The 16,615-nt window shown below is 42.3% G+C and carries 15 protein-coding genes, 1 pseudogene and 1 riboswitch; of the genes and pseudogenes, 13 read left to right on the forward strand and 3 right to left on the reverse strand.

The genetic code is table 11. The features are described from left to right. The first annotated feature begins 1 nt into the window (after window position 1). The 7 genes from HMPREF9425_RS02130 to HMPREF9425_RS02160 all read left to right on the forward strand — a co-directional run bounded on the left by HMPREF9425_RS02130 (window position 2) and on the right by HMPREF9425_RS02160 (window position 6,991). Window positions 2-2,230: a heavy metal translocating P-type ATPase gene (locus HMPREF9425_RS02130; RefSeq protein ID WP_003096376.1), complete on the forward strand. Its 2,229-nt coding sequence runs from the start codon at window positions 2-4 to the stop codon at window positions 2,228-2,230. A gap of 74 nt (window positions 2,231-2,304) precedes the next feature. Further along, window positions 2,305-2,508, forward strand: a complete 204-nt coding sequence (gene copZ / locus HMPREF9425_RS02135; protein WP_002891592.1) for a copper chaperone CopZ — start codon at window positions 2,305-2,307, stop codon at window positions 2,506-2,508. Between the two features lie 138 nt (window positions 2,509-2,646). Further along, on the forward strand, window positions 2,647-3,693 hold the full coding sequence (locus HMPREF9425_RS02140; RefSeq protein WP_003096381.1) for a D-alanine--D-alanine ligase: 1,047 nt from the start codon (window positions 2,647-2,649) through the stop codon (window positions 3,691-3,693). A gap of 323 nt (window positions 3,694-4,016) precedes the next feature. Beyond that, on the forward strand, window positions 4,017-4,697 hold the full coding sequence (locus tag HMPREF9425_RS02145) for an amino acid ABC transporter permease (protein WP_003094028.1): 681 nt from the start codon (window positions 4,017-4,019) through the stop codon (window positions 4,695-4,697). Further along, window positions 4,657-5,334 carry an amino acid ABC transporter permease gene (locus tag HMPREF9425_RS02150; RefSeq protein ID WP_003096385.1) on the forward strand — a complete coding sequence of 226 codons (678 nt, stop codon included), beginning with the start codon at window positions 4,657-4,659 and terminating at the stop codon, window positions 5,332-5,334. The genes HMPREF9425_RS02145 and HMPREF9425_RS02150 overlap by 41 nt, the downstream gene beginning before the upstream one ends. A 1-nt stretch (window position 5,335) precedes the next feature. Further along, window positions 5,336-6,094 (forward strand): amino acid ABC transporter ATP-binding protein, encoded by a 759-nt coding sequence (locus HMPREF9425_RS02155; RefSeq protein ID WP_037621335.1) that lies wholly within the window; start codon window positions 5,336-5,338, stop codon window positions 6,092-6,094. Window positions 6,095-6,136: 42 nt separating this feature from the next. Further along, a complete protein-coding gene (locus HMPREF9425_RS02160; protein ID WP_003094464.1) occupies window positions 6,137-6,991 on the forward strand; it encodes a cysteine ABC transporter substrate-binding protein in 855 nt (284 codons plus the stop codon). Window positions 6,992-7,086: 95 nt separating this feature from the next. Here the strand turns inward: HMPREF9425_RS02160 and HMPREF9425_RS02165 are convergent, their stop codons facing one another. Beyond that, window positions 7,087-7,776, reverse strand: a complete 690-nt coding sequence (locus HMPREF9425_RS02165) for a hypothetical protein (RefSeq protein WP_003096393.1) — start codon at window positions 7,774-7,776, stop codon at window positions 7,087-7,089. Then, window positions 7,745-8,441, reverse strand: a pseudogene (locus tag HMPREF9425_RS02170) (hypothetical protein). The gene HMPREF9425_RS02165 and the pseudogene HMPREF9425_RS02170 overlap by 32 nt, the downstream one beginning before the upstream one ends. 143 nt (window positions 8,442-8,584) lie before the next feature. Here HMPREF9425_RS02170 and HMPREF9425_RS02175 point away from each other — a divergent pair. The 3 genes from HMPREF9425_RS02175 to HMPREF9425_RS02185 all read left to right on the forward strand — a co-directional run bounded on the left by HMPREF9425_RS02175 (window position 8,585) and on the right by HMPREF9425_RS02185 (window position 12,509). Next, the gene (locus HMPREF9425_RS02175) at window positions 8,585-9,958 is read left to right on the forward strand and encodes a UDP-N-acetylmuramoyl-tripeptide--D-alanyl-D-alanine ligase (protein WP_037621339.1); all 1,374 of its coding nucleotides are present in this window, start codon (window positions 8,585-8,587) and stop codon (window positions 9,956-9,958) included. Between the two features lie 89 nt (window positions 9,959-10,047). Then, window positions 10,048-10,713: a YwaF family protein gene (locus HMPREF9425_RS02180; protein WP_003096412.1), complete on the forward strand. Its 666-nt coding sequence runs from the start codon at window positions 10,048-10,050 to the stop codon at window positions 10,711-10,713. A gap of 251 nt (window positions 10,714-10,964) precedes the next feature. Then, window positions 10,965-12,509 (forward strand): peptide chain release factor 3, encoded by a 1,545-nt coding sequence (locus HMPREF9425_RS02185; protein WP_002884210.1) that lies wholly within the window; start codon window positions 10,965-10,967, stop codon window positions 12,507-12,509. A gap of 151 nt (window positions 12,510-12,660) precedes the next feature. On the opposite strand, the gene thiT is transcribed toward HMPREF9425_RS02185, so the two are convergent. Further along, window positions 12,661-13,236 carry an energy-coupled thiamine transporter ThiT gene (gene thiT, locus HMPREF9425_RS02190; RefSeq protein WP_003093515.1) on the reverse strand — a complete coding sequence of 192 codons (576 nt, stop codon included), beginning with the start codon at window positions 13,234-13,236 and terminating at the stop codon, window positions 12,661-12,663. A gap of 81 nt (window positions 13,237-13,317) precedes the next feature. Beyond that, window positions 13,318-13,438: riboswitch (TPP riboswitch) on the reverse strand. A 102-nt stretch (window positions 13,439-13,540) separates the two neighbouring features. On the opposite strand from thiT, the gene HMPREF9425_RS02195 reads away from it, so the two are divergent. The 3 genes from HMPREF9425_RS02195 to cshA form a co-directional block, all read left to right on the forward strand. Further along, window positions 13,541-13,921, forward strand: a complete 381-nt coding sequence (locus tag HMPREF9425_RS02195; RefSeq protein ID WP_003094759.1) for a PH domain-containing protein — start codon at window positions 13,541-13,543, stop codon at window positions 13,919-13,921. Between the two features lie 12 nt (window positions 13,922-13,933). After that, window positions 13,934-14,839 (forward strand): magnesium transporter CorA family protein, encoded by a 906-nt coding sequence (locus tag HMPREF9425_RS02200; protein ID WP_003096414.1) that lies wholly within the window; start codon window positions 13,934-13,936, stop codon window positions 14,837-14,839. A 192-nt stretch (window positions 14,840-15,031) separates the two neighbouring features. Continuing rightward, window positions 15,032-16,615: degradosome RNA helicase CshA (cshA, locus tag HMPREF9425_RS02205; protein ID WP_003096416.1), on the forward strand; the 1,584-nt coding region annotated here is incomplete at its 3' end.

The following is a 16,615-nucleotide window of genomic DNA, read 5'->3' on the forward strand; positions in this document are numbered from 1 at the left end:
AATGGCAAAAGAAACTTTTGTGGTTAATGGGATGACCTGTGCGTCCTGTGTGGCCAATGTTGAAAATGCTGTTAATAAGTTGGATGGTGTGGACAATGCTGTGGTTAATCTGACCACGGAAAAAATGTCTGTGGATTATGCTGGGGATAAGGTTAGTCCAGAAGCGATTGAAAAAGCTGTGGCTGACGCTGGTTATGAAGCAGAAGTTTACAATCCAGATACAGCTAAAAGTCAAGAAGAACGTGAAGAAGACAAGATTCACAAGGTGCGTGAGCGCCTCATTTGGTCATCTGTCTTCACCATTCCTCTCTTTTATCTAGCTATGGGACCAATGGTCGGTCTACCTGTGCCAAACTTCTTGTCTCCTCACCATGCAGCCTTGACTTATGCCTTGGTGCTGCTAGTTTTGACAGTTCCAGTCATGTGGTTGGGTCGTTCCTTCTATAGCAATGGTTTTCGTACCTTGGCCAAGGGTCATCCTAACATGGATGCCTTGGTAGCCTTGGCAACATCGGCAGCCTTTCTTTATAGTCTCTATGGTACTTACCATATTTCATTGGGGCATGCCCATCACGCTCACCAGCTTTATTTCGAGTCAGTGGCTGTTATTTTGACCTTGATTACTCTAGGTAAGTATTTTGAAACCCTCTCTAAAGGTCGGACTTCAGATGCTATCAAGAAACTCATGCACTTGTCAGCCAAGGAGGCAACCGTCCTTAGAGATGGTAAAGAAGTCAAACTTCCTGTGGATAAGGTTGTTCTGGGTGACCATATTGTGGTCAAACCTGGGGAAAAGATAGCCGTGGATGGTCAGGTGATTTCTGGTAGCTCCGCGATTGATGAGAGTATGCTTACAGGGGAGTCACTCCCTATTGAAAAAACTGCTGGTAAGCCAGTTTTTGCAGGTTCTATTAATGGTCAAGGTAGCTTGATTTATGAGGCTGAAAAAATTGGTAAGGACACCTTGCTTTCCCAAATCATTAAATTGGTTGAGGATGCCCAACAAACCAAGGCACCGATTGCCAAGATTGCCGATCAAGTGTCAGCGGTCTTTGTTCCTGTTGTCATGGCTATCGCACTTGTTTCAGGTCTCTTTTGGTACTTTGTCATGGGACAAACCTTTACTTTTGCCATGACAGTAGCAGTTAGTGTCTTGGTTATTGCTTGTCCATGTGCTTTGGGCCTTGCGACACCGACAGCTATCATGGTTGGTACAGGCCTTGGTGCCGAACACGGTATTCTCTACAAGCGTGGGGATGTGCTCGAGCTAGCTCACAAGGCTGATGTCCTCGTTTTTGACAAGACAGGGACTATTACTCAGGGTAAACCTCAGTTGGTTTCTAGCTATACCTATGGCAATAGTGGAGTAGCTTTGCAGCTTTTGGCATCCTTGGAAGCTAAGTCTGAACACCCATTAGGTCAAGCTATCCTTGTGGCAGCAGAAAATGCTAACTTGGACTTGTTAGAGATGGATAACTTTTCAAGTTTGACTGGACGAGGTCTTACTGCCAGCTATGCAGGCAAGACTTATTTAGCTGGAAATCAAACACTTATGGCTGAGGAAAAAGTCGACTTGACTTCAGCACAAGCTGATTTCCAAAGCTTGACGGCCGATGGTCAAACTCCTATTTTCCTAGCTGAAGATGGTAAGTTAATCGGACTCTTTGGTGTAGCCGATCAGGTTAAAGCAGATAGTGCAGATATGGTGGTGGCCCTTCATCAAATGGGCAAGGAAGTCATCATGTTGACTGGGGATAATGACCAAACAGCCCAAGCCATCGCTCAAAAGGTTGGCATCAAGCGTGTTATCAGTCAAGTGCTTCCGCAAGAGAAATCTAGGGTGATTAGCGACCTTCAGGCAGAAGGGAAATCAGTCATCATGGTTGGTGATGGTATCAATGATGCTCCAGCCCTTGCGACAGCCGATATCGGTATTGCTATGGGATCAGGAACAGATATTGCTATGGAAAGTGCCGATATGGTCCTTATGAAACCCAACCTCATGGATGTCGTTAAGGCTCTGAAAATTAGTCAGGCGACTATCACAACGATTAAAGAGAATCTCTTTTGGGCCTTTATCTACAATATCTTGTCTATCCCAGTAGCTATGGGTGTCCTCCACCTCTTTGGAGGTCCTCTCCTTGACCCAATGATAGCAGGACTTGCCATGAGCTTTAGCTCTGTCTCAGTCGTCCTCAATGCTCTGCGTCTCAAACACCGCAAAGTCTAAGCGTCAGTTACTTATAATGACCAGCACTTAAGGTGTGTATCAAAAAAATAATTAAAGAAAAGGAAGAAAGAAAAATGACAAAAACATATAACATCACAGGAATGAAATGCCAAGGCTGTGTCAACACCGTTACCGAAAAACTCTCTGCTGTCAAAGGCGTAGACAAGGTTCAAGTTGACCTTGAAAACAAACAAGTCACTATCGAAGGTAAACCATGGAAGTGGTCTCTCAAACGTGCCCTCAAAGGCACTAAGTTCGAACTTGGTGACGAAATTTAAGACAGGATTGAAACAGCACTTAGGCTGTTTTTTTCTACCCATAATCTTTTTGAAAATCCCTTCCTTTTGTGATATGATTAAGATAATTATGTTCTCAAAACTGAGACTAGAAAATCAAGAAAAGAAAACGGTATACCTATGTCTAAACAAACCCTTATCCTTCTTTACGGTGGACGTTCAGCAGAACGAGAAGTGTCTGTGCTCTCAGCTGAGAGTGTTATGCGTGCGGTGGATTACAGCGCATTTGAGGTTAAAACCTACTTTATCACTCAGTCTGGTGATTTTATCAAAACACAAGAATTTACAGAAACTCCAGGTGATGATGAGAAGCTTATGACTAATGACACAGTTGTGGCTAGTCAGGCTATCAAACCAAGCGATATTTATGAGGAAGGCGCTGTGGTATTCCCAGTTCTTCATGGTCCTATGGGTGAGGATGGATCTATCCAAGGTTTCCTCGAAACCCTCAAGTTGCCATACGTGGGTACTAATGTTCTTTCTTCAAGTGTGGCTATGGACAAGATTATGACCAAGCATATTCTTGAAGTTGCTGGTGTGCCTCAGGTTGCCTACACAGTCTTCATCGAGGGTGAAGATTTGGAATCAGCAGTAGCAGAGACGCTTGAAAAATTGACCTTCCCAGTTTTCGTAAAACCAGCTAACATGGGGTCATCTGTTGGGATTTCTAAAGCTGAAAATGAAGCAGAGCTTCGTGCGGCGATTGATCTAGCTCTCAAATATGATAGTCGTATCTTGATTGAGCAAGGTGTGGTTGCCCGTGAGATCGAAGTTGGTATCCTTGGCAATACGACTGTCAAAACAACTGATCCAGGTGAAGTGGTCAAAGACGTGGCTTTCTATGATTACCAAGCCAAGTACATCGACAATAAGATTACCATGGATATTCCAGCTCACGTTCCTGCAGAAGTCATGGCGCAAATGCGTGCCTATGCGGCCAAGGCCTTCCGTGCCCTAGGTGGTTGCGGTCTTGCCCGCTGTGATTTCTTCCTGACAGAGGATGGAGCCATTTATCTTAACGAGCTCAATACAATGCCAGGTTTCACTCAATGGTCAATGTACCCACTACTTTGGGAAAATATGGGACTTTCTTACTCAGATCTTATCAAGGAATTGGTAGCCTTGGGACAAGAAATGTTCGACAAACGTGAAAGCCATTTGATTTAAGCACTATGATTTAGATGACAGACATCTTAGTCTTGGAGAAATCTCTGAGACTGAGGTGTTTTTTTCTTTACAGAAATCTAGATTTTATTTATATCTTTTCTTTATCACGCTGATAAAAAATACATATTATCCAAATAATCTAACAGATGGTAGAATAAATCTAACGTTTCAAATGAAATAAAGCAATTCGTTCGTTTTTGATGACGATTTGCGTATCGCAATGATTATCAGAGGCGAGTGAAGTCAAAGGGCTAGAAGTAGATGGCAGTGAATGCTCACGGAATTTTCTACGCCTTTTGTATCTTGTTTTGAGGAGGTAGGTTTTGGATTGGTCCATTGTTCAACAGTATTTGCCCTTTTATCAGAAGGCATTCTTTTTAACTTTACATATTGCCGTTCTGGGGATTTTTGGTTCCTTCCTTTTGGGCCTGGTGGTGAGTGTTATTCGTCATTACCGAGTACCGGTTTTGAGTCAGCTTTCGACGGCTTATATTGAGCTATCTCGTAATACGCCGCTCTTGATTCAACTCTTCTTTCTCTACTTTGGTTTGCCTCGTATAGGTTTGGTTTTATCATCAGAGGCTTGTGCTGTGGTGGGTTTGATTTTCTTGGGTGGTTCTTATATGGCGGAGTCCTTCCGAAGTGGTCTAGAGGCCGTTAGTCAGACCCAGCATGAAGTGGGCCTGTCTATAGGCTTGACGCCATTTCAAGTCTTTCGCTATGTGGTCCTTCCCCAGGCAGTGGCTGTGGCGTTGCCGTCATTCAGTGCTAACGTCATTTTCCTTATTAAGGAAACATCAGTATTCTCAGCGGTAGCCTTGGCGGATTTGATGTATGTTGCCAAAGATTTGATTGGTCTTTACTACGAAACCGATGTGGCTCTAGGCATGTTGGTGGTGGCTTATCTCTTAATGTTGCTGCCGATTTCTCTAGTCTTTAGTTGGATTGAAAGGAGGTTACGCTATGCAGGATTCGGGCTTTCAGGTTCTTCTTCAGGGGAATAATTTCCTACGTATCTTACAAGGTTTAGGCGTAACTATTGGAATTTCCATCGTTTCGGTGCTTCTTTCCCTTTTACTAGGAACCCTTTTTGGGATTGTCATGACTTCGAAGTCTAAGATTGTTCGGCTGTTGTCACGTATTTATCTGGAATTTATCCGAATCATGCCTCAACTAGTCTTGCTCTTTATAGTCTACTTTGGTCTGGCTAGGAACTTTAACATCAATATCTCAGGCGAGTTATCGGCTATTATCGTCTTTACCCTTTGGGGAACGGCTGAGATGGGTGATTTGGTGCGTGGGTCAATCACGTCACTACCTAGACATCAGTTTGAGAGTGGAAGGACCCTTGGTCTAACCAATGGCCAACTCTATACCTATGTGATTATTCCACAAGTCTTGCGTCGCTTGTTGCCTCAGGCTATTAACCTGGTGACACGTATGATTAAAACTACGTCCTTGGTGGTTTTGATTGGCGTAGTTGAGGTGACCAAGGTTGGTCAGCAGATTATCGACAGTAATCGCCTGACTATTCCAACAGCTTCTTTCTGGATTTATGGCACGATTTTGATTCTTTATTTTGCCATTTGTTTCCCAGTATCTAAGCTGTCTACTTATCTTGAAAATCGTTGGAGGAATTAAGATGACAGAAAGCATTTTACAAATCAAGGATTTGAAAAAGTCCTTTGGGGACAATGAGATTCTCAAAGGCATCTCCTTGGATGTTAAACAAGGTGAAGTCGTTGTTATCCTGGGTTCCTCAGGCTGTGGGAAATCGACCTTGCTACGTTGCATCAATGGCTTGGAGACTATTCAAGGAGGGGATATTCTCCTAGATGGCAAGTCTATCACTGGTAGCAAGAAGGATTTTCATCTGATTCGTCAGAAAATCGGAATGGTCTTTCAAAGTTATGACCTCTTTCCACACTTGGACATCCTGCAAAATCTGATTTTTGGGCCAGTCAAAGCTCAAGGGCGTAACAAGGAAGAAGTCATTGCGGAGGCTGAGAAACTTTTGGACCGTGTGGGGCTTCTTGACAAGAAGCATAGCTTCGCACGACAACTGTCAGGTGGTCAAAAGCAGCGTGTGGCAATTGTCCGTTCCCTGCTTATGCATCCTGAAGTTATCCTCTTTGACGAAGTGACGGCTTCGCTTGACCCTGAGATGGTTCGTGAGGTTCTGGAATTGATTAACGACCTCGCTCAAGAAGGCCGTACCATGTTGATTGTCACCCATGAGCTTCAGTTTGCGCGTGCCATCGCTGACCGTATTATCTTTATGGATAAGGGAGTCATCGCTGAGGAAGGTACTGCTGAAGAATTCTTCAATCATCCAAAGACACAACGGGCTCAAGAGTTCCTCAATGTCTTTGACTTCAGCCAGTTTGGTGCCTATTTGTAACCCATTGTTTTTAGTGAAAATAAATTATTTTAGGAGATATTTATGAAATTAACAAAGAAAATTTTTGCCCTATTAGCCCTCGTCTTTGCCTTGGTGGCAGTGACTGCTTGCTCAAGTAACAGTAGCTCTGGTAAATCAACAGCCAAAGCACGTACGATCGAAGAAATTAAGAAGAGTGGTGAACTCCGTATCGCCGTTTTTGCGGACAAGAAACCTTTCGGTTATGTAGATAACAAGGGTGCTTACCAAGGTTACGATATTGAACTTGGTAACCGTTTGGCCAAGGACTTGGGTGTTAAACCTAAATACGTCTCAGTAGATGCGGCTAACCGTGCCGAATTCTTGATTTCAAACAAGGTAGATATTACGCTTGCCAACTTCACAGTGACTGATGAACGTAAGAAACAAGTGGACTTCGCCCTTCCTTACATGAAAGTCTCAATCGGTGTGGTGTCACCTAAAGACAAGGTGATTAAGGACGTTAAAGAGCTTGAAGGTAAGACTTTGATTGTTACTAAGGGGACAACTGCTGAAACTTACTTTGAAAAGAACTACCCAAATATCAAATTGCAAAAATATGACCAATATAGCGATGCTTACCAAGCCCTACTAGATGGTCGTGGCGATGCCTTCTCGACTGATAATACAGAAGTTCTTGCTTGGGCTCTAGAAAATAAAGGTTACGAAGTTGGAATCACATCACTTGGTGACCCAGACACCATTGCCCCAGCCGTTCAAAAAGGTAACAAAGAACTCCTTGACTTTATCAATAAAGACATTAAGAAACTTGGCGAAGAGAATTTTTTCCACAAAGATTATGAAAAAACACTTCACCCAACTTACGGTGATGCAGCAAATGCTGACGATCTCGTCGTTGAAGGTGGCGAAGTGAAATAAGACTAACTCCTCTCTAAGGGGAAGTCTTGCTTAAAAAGAATAAAACAAGTAAACCACCTCGTGGCTATCTAGGTTAACTAGAAGCAGGGGTGGTTTTACTTGTTTTTATAGTTTCTTTTAATCTTCCATTCAACGAAAAGGACATATATAAACAAGCCTCCAAACATTCCAAATACGATATAAGGTTTCAGACGATCAAGTAAGGTCTTTCGTTGACCATAGGGGGATTTTGAACCGTCTTTCCAGGTAATGCTTTTGTCTTCATCATCAATCCGTTTGTAGGACTCATCATTATAAGTCAAATAATGATCCTTCCGTACATACATATTCAAATAGTTATAGCCGTGCTTTGTGGGGAGGTTTGAAAGTAGGCGCTCCTCGGCATAAACTTCAATGTAGAGGGTCCCATCCTCTAAGCGTTTAATATCATCAACGCGTGCATTTTTGATGAGGACATTTCCATCTTGAACAATCTCCCAATTGCGCTTACCTGACTTGTAACCTCCTTCGTAGGATATAGCGAGCTGATGGCTTTCAGATTGCCAAAGGCCATAGATACTGTCTTTATAAACGTTATGATCAAAGAAAATAACATAGATAATGAATATAGGTAAGATGATTAGGAAACATCCCCCAAAAATGTTAGCTAAACGGTATGTAAATTTATCCCAACGTGCTCGACATCCAGTTTTGTGTTTCTGTTGTTTCCGATATGCTTTTTGTGAATGATACTTTCGGTTGAGTTTCTTTCGGTCAGCGTATTTTCTTTTTCTTTGGTGTCTCACTTAGCTTTTCTCTCCTCTTTTGCCGAGCCTCCTATCACGATAAGAAATGAACAAATACCCATAAGTATCAAATAGAAGGCTTCAAGAACTTCATCTATAGTGGTTTTCCGTTGACCATAAGGGCTGGTGGAACCATCTTTCCAAGTGATGGACCTGTTTCCGGAGTCTATTCGTTTGTAGGACTCACCATCATAGGTAAGATAATTGTTTTTACGAAGATAGAAATCCATATAGCTGAAACCATCCTTAGTGGGGAGGTCTGTCAGGTAACCTTCCACAGTGTAGAGCTCCATGTGAAGAGTTCCGTCATTAAGCCGCTTGACCGGGCGAGTTCTAGCAGCATAGATAATATCCTTACCATCCTGTACGACCTGCCAGTCGATATTTCCTCGTTTTCGAATATGCTTATAGGAAATCGCTAACTGATGATGATCAGACTGCCAGAGACCATAAATATTATCTTTGTTGACTGTATAATGATGGTAATAATAAAAACCACCATATAGCAGTGCTAGTATTAATAAGATGATCAATCCAGATGTTGGCTCTAGTAGAACTACCTTTCTCCAATTAAAGCGCCAGCTTTTAGGTTCTTCAATACTTTGGCAGTCACTTCTTCTGTCTTTCTCTTTGTTAGAGGGACTGATTGATTTTTTCTTTGTCATGCCTAATCCTTTCATCAACCATTGTAACAAATTCATCTCCCAAGCAAAAGCTGGCCTGATTTGTGATATAATTGGGAGTGATTGCAGGCAAGAAAATCTTACTTCTTGCCAGACTTGTAAAAAATATTATAGAGGATTTTAAGATGAAACTGACACTCCATGAAATTGCCAAGATTGTTGGCTCTAAAAATGATGTCGCTGCCTATGAAGATGTCGCCATAAACCAAATTGAGTTTGATAGCCGTAAAATTACAGCGGGTGACCTCTTTTTGCCACTAAAAGGTGCGCGTGATGGACATGATTTTATCCAAACAGCCTTTGAGAATGGTGCTCTAGCAACATTCACAGAAAAAGACCTGCCAGCTGATCAAGCTCACATCCTAGTTGATGATGCTCTTGAAGCCTTCCAAAAACTAGCTGCCTACTATCTTGAAAAGACCGGTGTTGACGTTATTGCGGTGACTGGTTCTAACGGTAAGACAACCACCAAGGACATGATTCATGATATCTTGGCCACAACCTATCGTACTTACAAAACCCAAGGCAATTACAACAATGAGATTGGTCTTCCTTATACAGCTCTTCACATGCCTGATGATACGGAGAAAATCGTCCTTGAGATGGGGCAAGACCACATGGGAGACATTCACCTCTTGTCAACCTTGGCGAAGCCAAAAACAGCTGTTGTTACCTTAATCGGAGAGGCTCATTTGGAATTCTTCGGTAGTCGTGACAAGATTGCTCAAGGTAAAATGCAAATGCAAGACGGTATGCCTGATGGTAGTCTCTTACTTGTACCAAGTGATCCAATCGTTGATCCTTTCTTGCCAAGCAATCTTGAAGTGGTACGCTTTGGGGATGGTGCAGAGCTTACAGTCTCTGAGTTGACAGAATTCAAGGACCATCTCACCTTTTCAACAAACTTCCTAGACGGACAAGTTACCTTGCCAGTCACTGGAAAATACAATGCTACAAATGCCATGGTTGCTGCCTATGTCGCCAAACACTTGGGTGTAACTGAGGAAAATATTCTCTCAGCTCTTGCTAACTTGCAGCTCACAAAAAACCGTACTGAATGGAAAAAAGCAGCCAATGGTGCTGATATTCTTTCCGACGTCTACAATGCTAATCCAACAGCCATGAAGCTCATTTTGGAAACCTTCTCAGCTATTCCTAAGAATGAAGGAGGCAAGAAAATCGCTGTCCTAGCTGATATGAAAGAACTTGGTGAACAGTCTGTTCAACTTCACACGCAGATGATTCTAAGCCTGACACCAGATGCTATTGATACGGTGATTTTCTACGGTGAAGACATTGCAGAATTGTCACAACTTGCCAGTCAAATATTCCCGCTTGGTCATGTTTATTATTTTAAGAAAACAGCTGATGAAGACCAATTTGACGCTATGGTTAAGCACATCAAGGAAAGCCTAGGCGAGCACGATCAAATCTTGCTCAAGGGCTCTAACTCTATGAACCTAGCTAAGGTCGTGGAAGAACTCCAAGCTAAGAATTAAGTTATCTAACCTGCTCTCTGAAGCAGGTTTTTGATTTACCCTGAAATTTGATATAATAGCAGGCATAGTAATCTCAGCAGGAGAAGAGAATGAAGGATTTTTTGACAACCACCCAAACTCATCCACCCCAGATACCGTTGCCCTATTATTTACTAATGCTTTTGGCGATGGTGCTTTTGAGTTACTTGAGCTGGCGTTGGTATAAGAATAAGATATGGCGTTGGACCTTTCTCACTATCCAAGCCATTCAACTCTTTGCCCTTTATACCTGGTACCTCTGGCAGGGCTTTCCACTTTACATTAGTCTACCCCTTTACCATTGTCGCATGGCCATGTTTGCTGTTCTCCTCCTGAAAAATAGTAGAATAAAGAGTTATTTCGCTATTATGGGAGTTGTCGGGACTTACTGTGCATTGATTTATCCAGTATTTGATCCCTATGAGTTTCCACATATCACAGGCTTTTCTTTACTAATTGGTCACTATGCCCTACTTGTCAATAGCCTGAATGTCATTTTTAACAGTTATAAAACCCAACCCGTCAGCCAACGACTGATTATGGTGGCTACCTTGATACTGAATCTAGGTCTTGTAATAGTTAATCAGACAATCGGTGGAAACTATGGCATGCTTAAACACACGCCATTTATTATAGGAACTCCCTTATTTGTCAAATACTTTGCTGTTTCAGGAGCTCTGATTTTTCTCATGATAATCATGAAAAAAGGTCTGGAGCGTTTTGAAGAGAAATATTAAATAAATGAAGAAACACGCTATCAGAAAGTTGATAGCGTATTTTTTCATTTTATTTGTTTTATTCTAACACAAAACGCTTTCAGAATTGCTTTCACACTGTAATTTGGATATAATAAAAGAGCTGTGCCTGCGAGAATTATTGCAAGCCTCGACAACAAATGTAGCTCTCACAAGACAGAAATTTTCTGAAAGAAGTGCTACAACTATCTTGCTTTCCAATAAGATTATTTTTTTAAAGAAGAAAGAAAACTATGAGCATTCAAGACGAAATTAAGAAACGCCGTACTTTTGCCATCATCTCTCACCCCGATGCTGGTAAAACAACAATAACTGAACAATTGCTTTACTTTGGGGGTGAAATCCGTGAAGCTGGTACCGTAAAAGGTAAGAAGACTGGAAACTTTGCCAAGTCAGACTGGATGGATATCGAGAAACAACGTGGTATCTCAGTAACCTCATCTGTGATGCAGTTTGACTATGCCGGCAAACGTGTCAATATCCTTGATACTCCAGGGCATGAGGACTTCTCAGAAGACACCTACCGTACCCTTATGGCGGTTGATGCTGCTGTAATGGTCGTTGACTCAGCCAAAGGTATTGAGGCCCAAACCAAAAAGCTTTTCGAAGTTGTCAAACACCGTGGTATTCCTGTCTTCACCTTCATGAACAAATTGGACCGTGATGGACGTGAGCCACTTGACCTCTTGGAAGAGTTGGAAGAAGTGCTTGGTATTGCCAGCTACCCAATGAACTGGCCTATCGGTATGGGTAAAGCCTTCGAAGGACTTTACGACCTTTATAACGAACGCTTGGAGCTCTATAAAGGTGACGAGCGCTTTGCCAAGATTGAAGATGGTGATACTCTATTTGCCAACAACCCATTCTATGAGCAAGCTAAAGAAGATATCGAACTCCTGACAGAAGCAGGAAATGAATTCTCTGAAGAAGCTATTTTAGCTGGTGAATTAACACCTGTCTTCTTCGGTTCTGCCCTTACAAACTTTGGAGTTCAAACCTTCCTCGATACCTTCCTCAAATTCGCGCCAGAACCACATGGCCACAAGACGGTGGATGGCGATGAGATTGATCCTCTTAATAAGGATTTCTCAGGTTTTGTTTTCAAAATTCAAGCCAACATGGACCCACGTCACCGTGACCGTATTGCCTTTGTTCGTATCGTGTCTGGTGAATTCGAGCGTGGTATGAGTGTAAACCTAACCCGTACAGGTAAAGGAGCTAAGCTCTCTAACGTCACTCAGTTTATGGCTGAGTCCCGTGAAAATGTCGAAAATGCCGTGGCTGGAGATATTATCGGGGTTTACGATACAGGAACTTACCAGGTTGGTGATACCCTTACCGTAGGTAAAAACAAATTTGAATTTGAGCCCCTACCAACCTTTACGCCAGAGTTGTTCATGAAAGTTTCTGCTAAAAACGTCATGAAACAGAAGTCTTTCCACAAAGGAATTGAACAATTGGTGCAAGAAGGAGCCATCCAGCTCTACACCAATTACCAAACAGGTGAATACATGCTTGGTGCCGTTGGTCAACTTCAGTTTGAAGTCTTCAAGCACCGTATGGAAAACGAATACAATGCTGAAGTCGTTATGACACCAATGGGTAAAAAGACCGTGCGTTGGATTCAACCTGAGGACCTTGATGAACGCATGTCATCAAGCCGAAACATCTTGGCCAAAGACCGCTTTGACCAACCAGTCTTCCTATTTGAAAATGACTTTGCCCTTCGTTGGTTTGCGGACAAATACCCAGATGTGACATTGGAAGAGAAGATGTAATACAGCACAAAAGATGACGATTTTAAATCGTTCATCTTTTGACGCTAGCCACTATCTTGTGGCTAGCTAGCCGTCTGACTTTATGTCGTAATATCTTATTAAAACAAGAAAAACCATAGGACTGCCAATTAAGACTGTCCTATGGTTTCTTTTATTTTTCCGTATTGAGTAATCTGCCTAGGAATCGTTGCAGGGCGAAGAAAACAATAAGGCTTGCCAATGTTTCTCCTAGGAAAGATGAGCTATTGACAATGAATGAATAGAGATAAGGGCTTTGTCCTTTAGGAGCATAGCTCCCCCAAAAGATGACACCAGCTATAAAGTGAATGAAGTAACGAGCAAAGCTACCAAGCAGAATCCCCTCAGTAATCACCGTCAGAGACTTGAGCTTTTTCCCTTGTATAATGGCTTTATCAAGGGCTGGTTTGACAATACCACTGATACCAATAAGACTAAAGGCGACAAAATACTCCAGAAAACCTTGTGTTAAGGTTAGCCAACCACCGGCTGCCTGTCCTGTCACCACTTGAAGTAGCCCCCAGATAAGACCGCCCATAGCACCAGCTTTTGAGCCCCAGCGAAAACTGAGGAGAAAGATAGGTACCATCTTAAAGGAAAGGGAAATCCAAGGGCCTAGTGACATAGGCTGGGTAACTAGGTCCAGGATATAAGCAATAGTTGCAAAGAGTGCAACCTCAATCATTGGTCGAATACTTGTTTTCGACATAAAAAAACCTCCTATACCAATCGTCTTGATTGGCTATTTTTTGCCACATCAAAACGACGTCATAGAAGTTCTCCTATTTCAATCTATTTTGAGACACATCCCTACGCAGGTTCTAACCTGATCAGGTGGTAAGAGTTTAGGCAAGTCTTGAAGAAAAGATTCAAGCTAGCCATTCTCAGCAATTGCTCCTCTTGTGACCCTTTTATTGTACTACCAGAAACCCATTTCTGCAAGTGTCTGAAATCTTAAAATTGTGGTATAGTTAAAGCAAGAACTATCTTTAAGTAAAAAAAGGAGAAAAACTATGGGAATTTTTTCAGGATTGCTTGGCAATGCGTCTAAGAAAGATAATGGCAAGGTTGAACGTCAATTGGAGAACATCTTGATTCCAGGTGAACAGGTGGAGTTAGCCTATGTCCTTGTTCGTGACTTGATTGTCTTTACAGAGAAGCGCTTGATTTTAGTCGATAAGCAAGGTGTTACAGGAAAGAAGACTTCCTATAAATCTATCCCTTATCACTCAATCTCTCGTTTTACTGTAGAAAGTTCTGGGCACTTTGACCTAGATGCTGAACTTAAGATTTGGATTTCATCAGCACTGGAGCCCGCAGAGGTACTTCAATTTAAGAGTGATAATAATGTTTTTGAAATCCAACAAGCTTTGGCAGCAGCAGTGCTAGAGTAATGAGGAAGAAAAATGTTTATTGAAAAAGAACTGAGTTATAAGCGTCACTGGATTAATATTGACTCAGACATTATTTCTGAGCAATCCTACCTTTATACCAAGTATGATATTGATCAGGAAACCATAGAGTATGCTTTGGATAAAAATGAACGAGCTCACATGGACTACAACCGTGAGACTGGGACAATCACCTTTATCTATAATGTTCTGGCGCTTGAAAAGGACAAGGAATACTATGAAACTATCCCTCTGACCTTTATTGTACAAGATACGCGTTTGGTGACTATTAGTAACGAGGATAATGCTTATGTGATAAGCAAAATGCAAGACTATGTGGATAACCATGAGGATTTGTCCATTTACAAGTTGCTCTTTGCAGGACTTGAGATGATTTCAAATGCCTATTATCCCGTTATTGAACGCTTGGATCAGCAAAAAGATGAGGTTAGTCGACGCCTAAGGCAGACCACGACAAGTAAGAATCTGTACGACCTTTCAGATTTGGAAACAGGCATGGTCTATTTGGTGGCTGCAGCTACACAAAACCGTCTCCTTTTGGAACATATTAAGGGGCATGCCATTTATCGTCGTCTCAATGAGGTCGAAAAAGAGCAGTTTGATGATGCCATGATTGAAGCTAGGCAGTTGGTTGCCATGACGGACCTCATTTCTAAGGTCTTACAGCAACTATCAGGTTCTTATAATAATATCCTAAACAACAATCTGAACAACAACTTGAGTAATTTGACTATTATTGAGGTACTATTGGGAGTTCTCGCCGTCATTACCGGTTTCTTTGGGATGAATGTTCCTCTACCTTTTATGACTGTCAGTCCAGCCTGGATTTTCATCATTTTTGGTAGTGCCATTCTTTGTTTGGTCTTGGCCCGCTACTTGCGTTGGTTGGTCCATAAATAATAATTAGTGAGTGAAACCGTCTTCTCAAATTGGAGGCGGTTTTAAAACGTTATTCACTGTCTTTTTATTCTTAAATATGATAGACTAGATAAGTTGTTAAATTAACGACTATTAAATACAGGTAGTTAACATACCACACAACCAAGTCTCATAAGGTGGCTTCGCACTACCTTCAATAGAAAGAAGAATATTTTGAAATTTACAGATTTAAACCTATCAGAAGACATCCAATCAGCTGTTGTAGCTGCCGGTTTTGAAAAGCCATCACCTATCCAAGAGTTGACGATTCCACTCGCTCTTGAAGGTAAGGATGTTATCGGTCAGGCCCAAACTGGTACTGGTAAAACAGCTGCCTTTGGTCTGCCTACCCTAGATAAAATTCGTACAGAAGAAAATACAATCCAAGCCCTTGTTATTGCCCCAACACGTGAGTTGGCAGTGCAATCTCAAGAAGAGCTTTTCCGTTTTGGTCGTGACAAAGGCGTTAAGGTTCGCTCAGTCTACGGTGGTTCTAGCATTGAAAAACAAATTAAGGCCCTTCGTTCAGGTGCCCACATTGTTGTAGGGACACCAGGTCGTCTCCTTGACCTTATCAAACGTAAGGCTCTTAAACTCAATAATATCGAGACTTTGATTTTGGATGAAGCTGATGAAATGCTTAACATGGGCTTCCTTGAAGACATTGAAGCTATCATTAGCCGAGTGCCAGAAGAACGTCAAACTCTTCTCTTCTCAGCAACTATGCCTGATGCCATCAAACGTATTGGTGTTCAGTTCATGAAAGACCCTGAGCATGTGAAAATCAAGGCTAAAGAATTGACCAATGTTAACGTTGACCAATACTTTATCCGAGTGAAGGAACAAGAGAAGTTTGATACTATGACTCGCCTTATGGACGTTGACCAACCAGAATTGTCAATTGTCTTTGGTCGTACCAAACGTCGTGTGGATGAGTTGACACGTGGTTTGAAACTTCGTGGTTTCCGTGCAGAAGGTATCCACGGTGACCTTGACCAAAACAAGCGTCTTCGTGTTATCCGTGACTTCAAGAACGACCAAATCGATATCTTGGTTGCGACAGACGTTGCAGCGCGTGGTCTTGACATCTCAGGTGTTACTCACGTCTATAACTACGATATTCCACAAGACCCAGAAAGCTATGTTCACCGTATTGGACGTACAGGTCGTGCAGGCCAATCAGGTCAATCCATTACTTTCGTAGCACCAAACGAAATGGGTTACCTCAGTATCATTGAAAACTTGACGAAGAAACGCATGAAAGGTCTTAAGCCACCAACAGCTCAAGAAGCCTTCCAAGCTAAGAAGAAAGTTGCCCTTAAGAAAATCGAACGTGACTTTGCGGATGAAGCTATCCGTTCTAACTTTGACAAGTTCAAGGGTGATGCGGTTAAATTGGCTCAAGAATTCACACCTGAAGAATTGGCACTTTACATCTTGAGCTTGACCGTTCAAGACCCAGGGATGATGCCAGAAGTGGAAATTGCCCGTGAAAAACCATTGCCATTCAAACCATCAGGTGGTGGCTTTGGTGGTAAAGGGGGCAAAGGTGGCCGTGGCAACCGTGGTCGTGATAACAGCCGTCGTGGTGGTGGATACCGTGGCGACCGTAACCGCGATGACCGAGACGGTGGCCGTCGTGACTTTAAACGCAAGTCTAAGAAGAATAGCCGTGACTTCGAAAATCGTGGCAACAAACGCCCACACCGTACCTCAAGCGAAAAGAAAAACGGCTTTGTTATCCGGAATAAGGGTGAT

Origin of the sequence: Streptococcus vestibularis ATCC 49124 (assembly GCF_000188295.1) — a bacterium.
Lineage (GTDB): Bacteria > Bacillota > Bacilli > Lactobacillales > Streptococcaceae > Streptococcus > Streptococcus vestibularis.

Excerpts from the sequence above, each read along its gene's own strand:
- HMPREF9425_RS02130 (WP_003096376.1), top strand. The coding sequence starts at position 2 with ATGGCAAAAGAAACTTTTGTGGTTAATGGGATGACCTGTGCGTCCTGT.
- copZ (WP_002891592.1), top strand. The coding sequence starts at position 2,305 with ATGACAAAAACATATAACATCACAGGAATGAAATGCCAAGGCTGTGTC.
- HMPREF9425_RS02140 (WP_003096381.1), top strand. The coding sequence starts at position 2,647 with ATGTCTAAACAAACCCTTATCCTTCTTTACGGTGGACGTTCAGCAGAA.
- HMPREF9425_RS02150 (WP_003096385.1), top strand. The coding sequence starts at position 4,657 with ATGCAGGATTCGGGCTTTCAGGTTCTTCTTCAGGGGAATAATTTCCTA.
- HMPREF9425_RS02155 (WP_037621335.1), top strand. The coding sequence starts at position 5,336 with ATGACAGAAAGCATTTTACAAATCAAGGATTTGAAAAAGTCCTTTGGG.
- HMPREF9425_RS02160 (WP_003094464.1), top strand. The coding sequence starts at position 6,137 with ATGAAATTAACAAAGAAAATTTTTGCCCTATTAGCCCTCGTCTTTGCC.
- HMPREF9425_RS02175 (WP_037621339.1), top strand. The coding sequence starts at position 8,585 with ATGAAACTGACACTCCATGAAATTGCCAAGATTGTTGGCTCTAAAAAT.
- HMPREF9425_RS02180 (WP_003096412.1), top strand. The coding sequence starts at position 10,048 with ATGAAGGATTTTTTGACAACCACCCAAACTCATCCACCCCAGATACCG.
- HMPREF9425_RS02185 (WP_002884210.1), top strand. The coding sequence starts at position 10,965 with ATGAGCATTCAAGACGAAATTAAGAAACGCCGTACTTTTGCCATCATC.
- thiT (WP_003093515.1), bottom strand. The coding sequence starts at position 13,236 with ATGTCGAAAACAAGTATTCGACCAATGATTGAGGTTGCACTCTTTGCA.
- HMPREF9425_RS02195 (WP_003094759.1), top strand. The coding sequence starts at position 13,541 with ATGGGAATTTTTTCAGGATTGCTTGGCAATGCGTCTAAGAAAGATAAT.
- HMPREF9425_RS02200 (WP_003096414.1), top strand. The coding sequence starts at position 13,934 with ATGTTTATTGAAAAAGAACTGAGTTATAAGCGTCACTGGATTAATATT.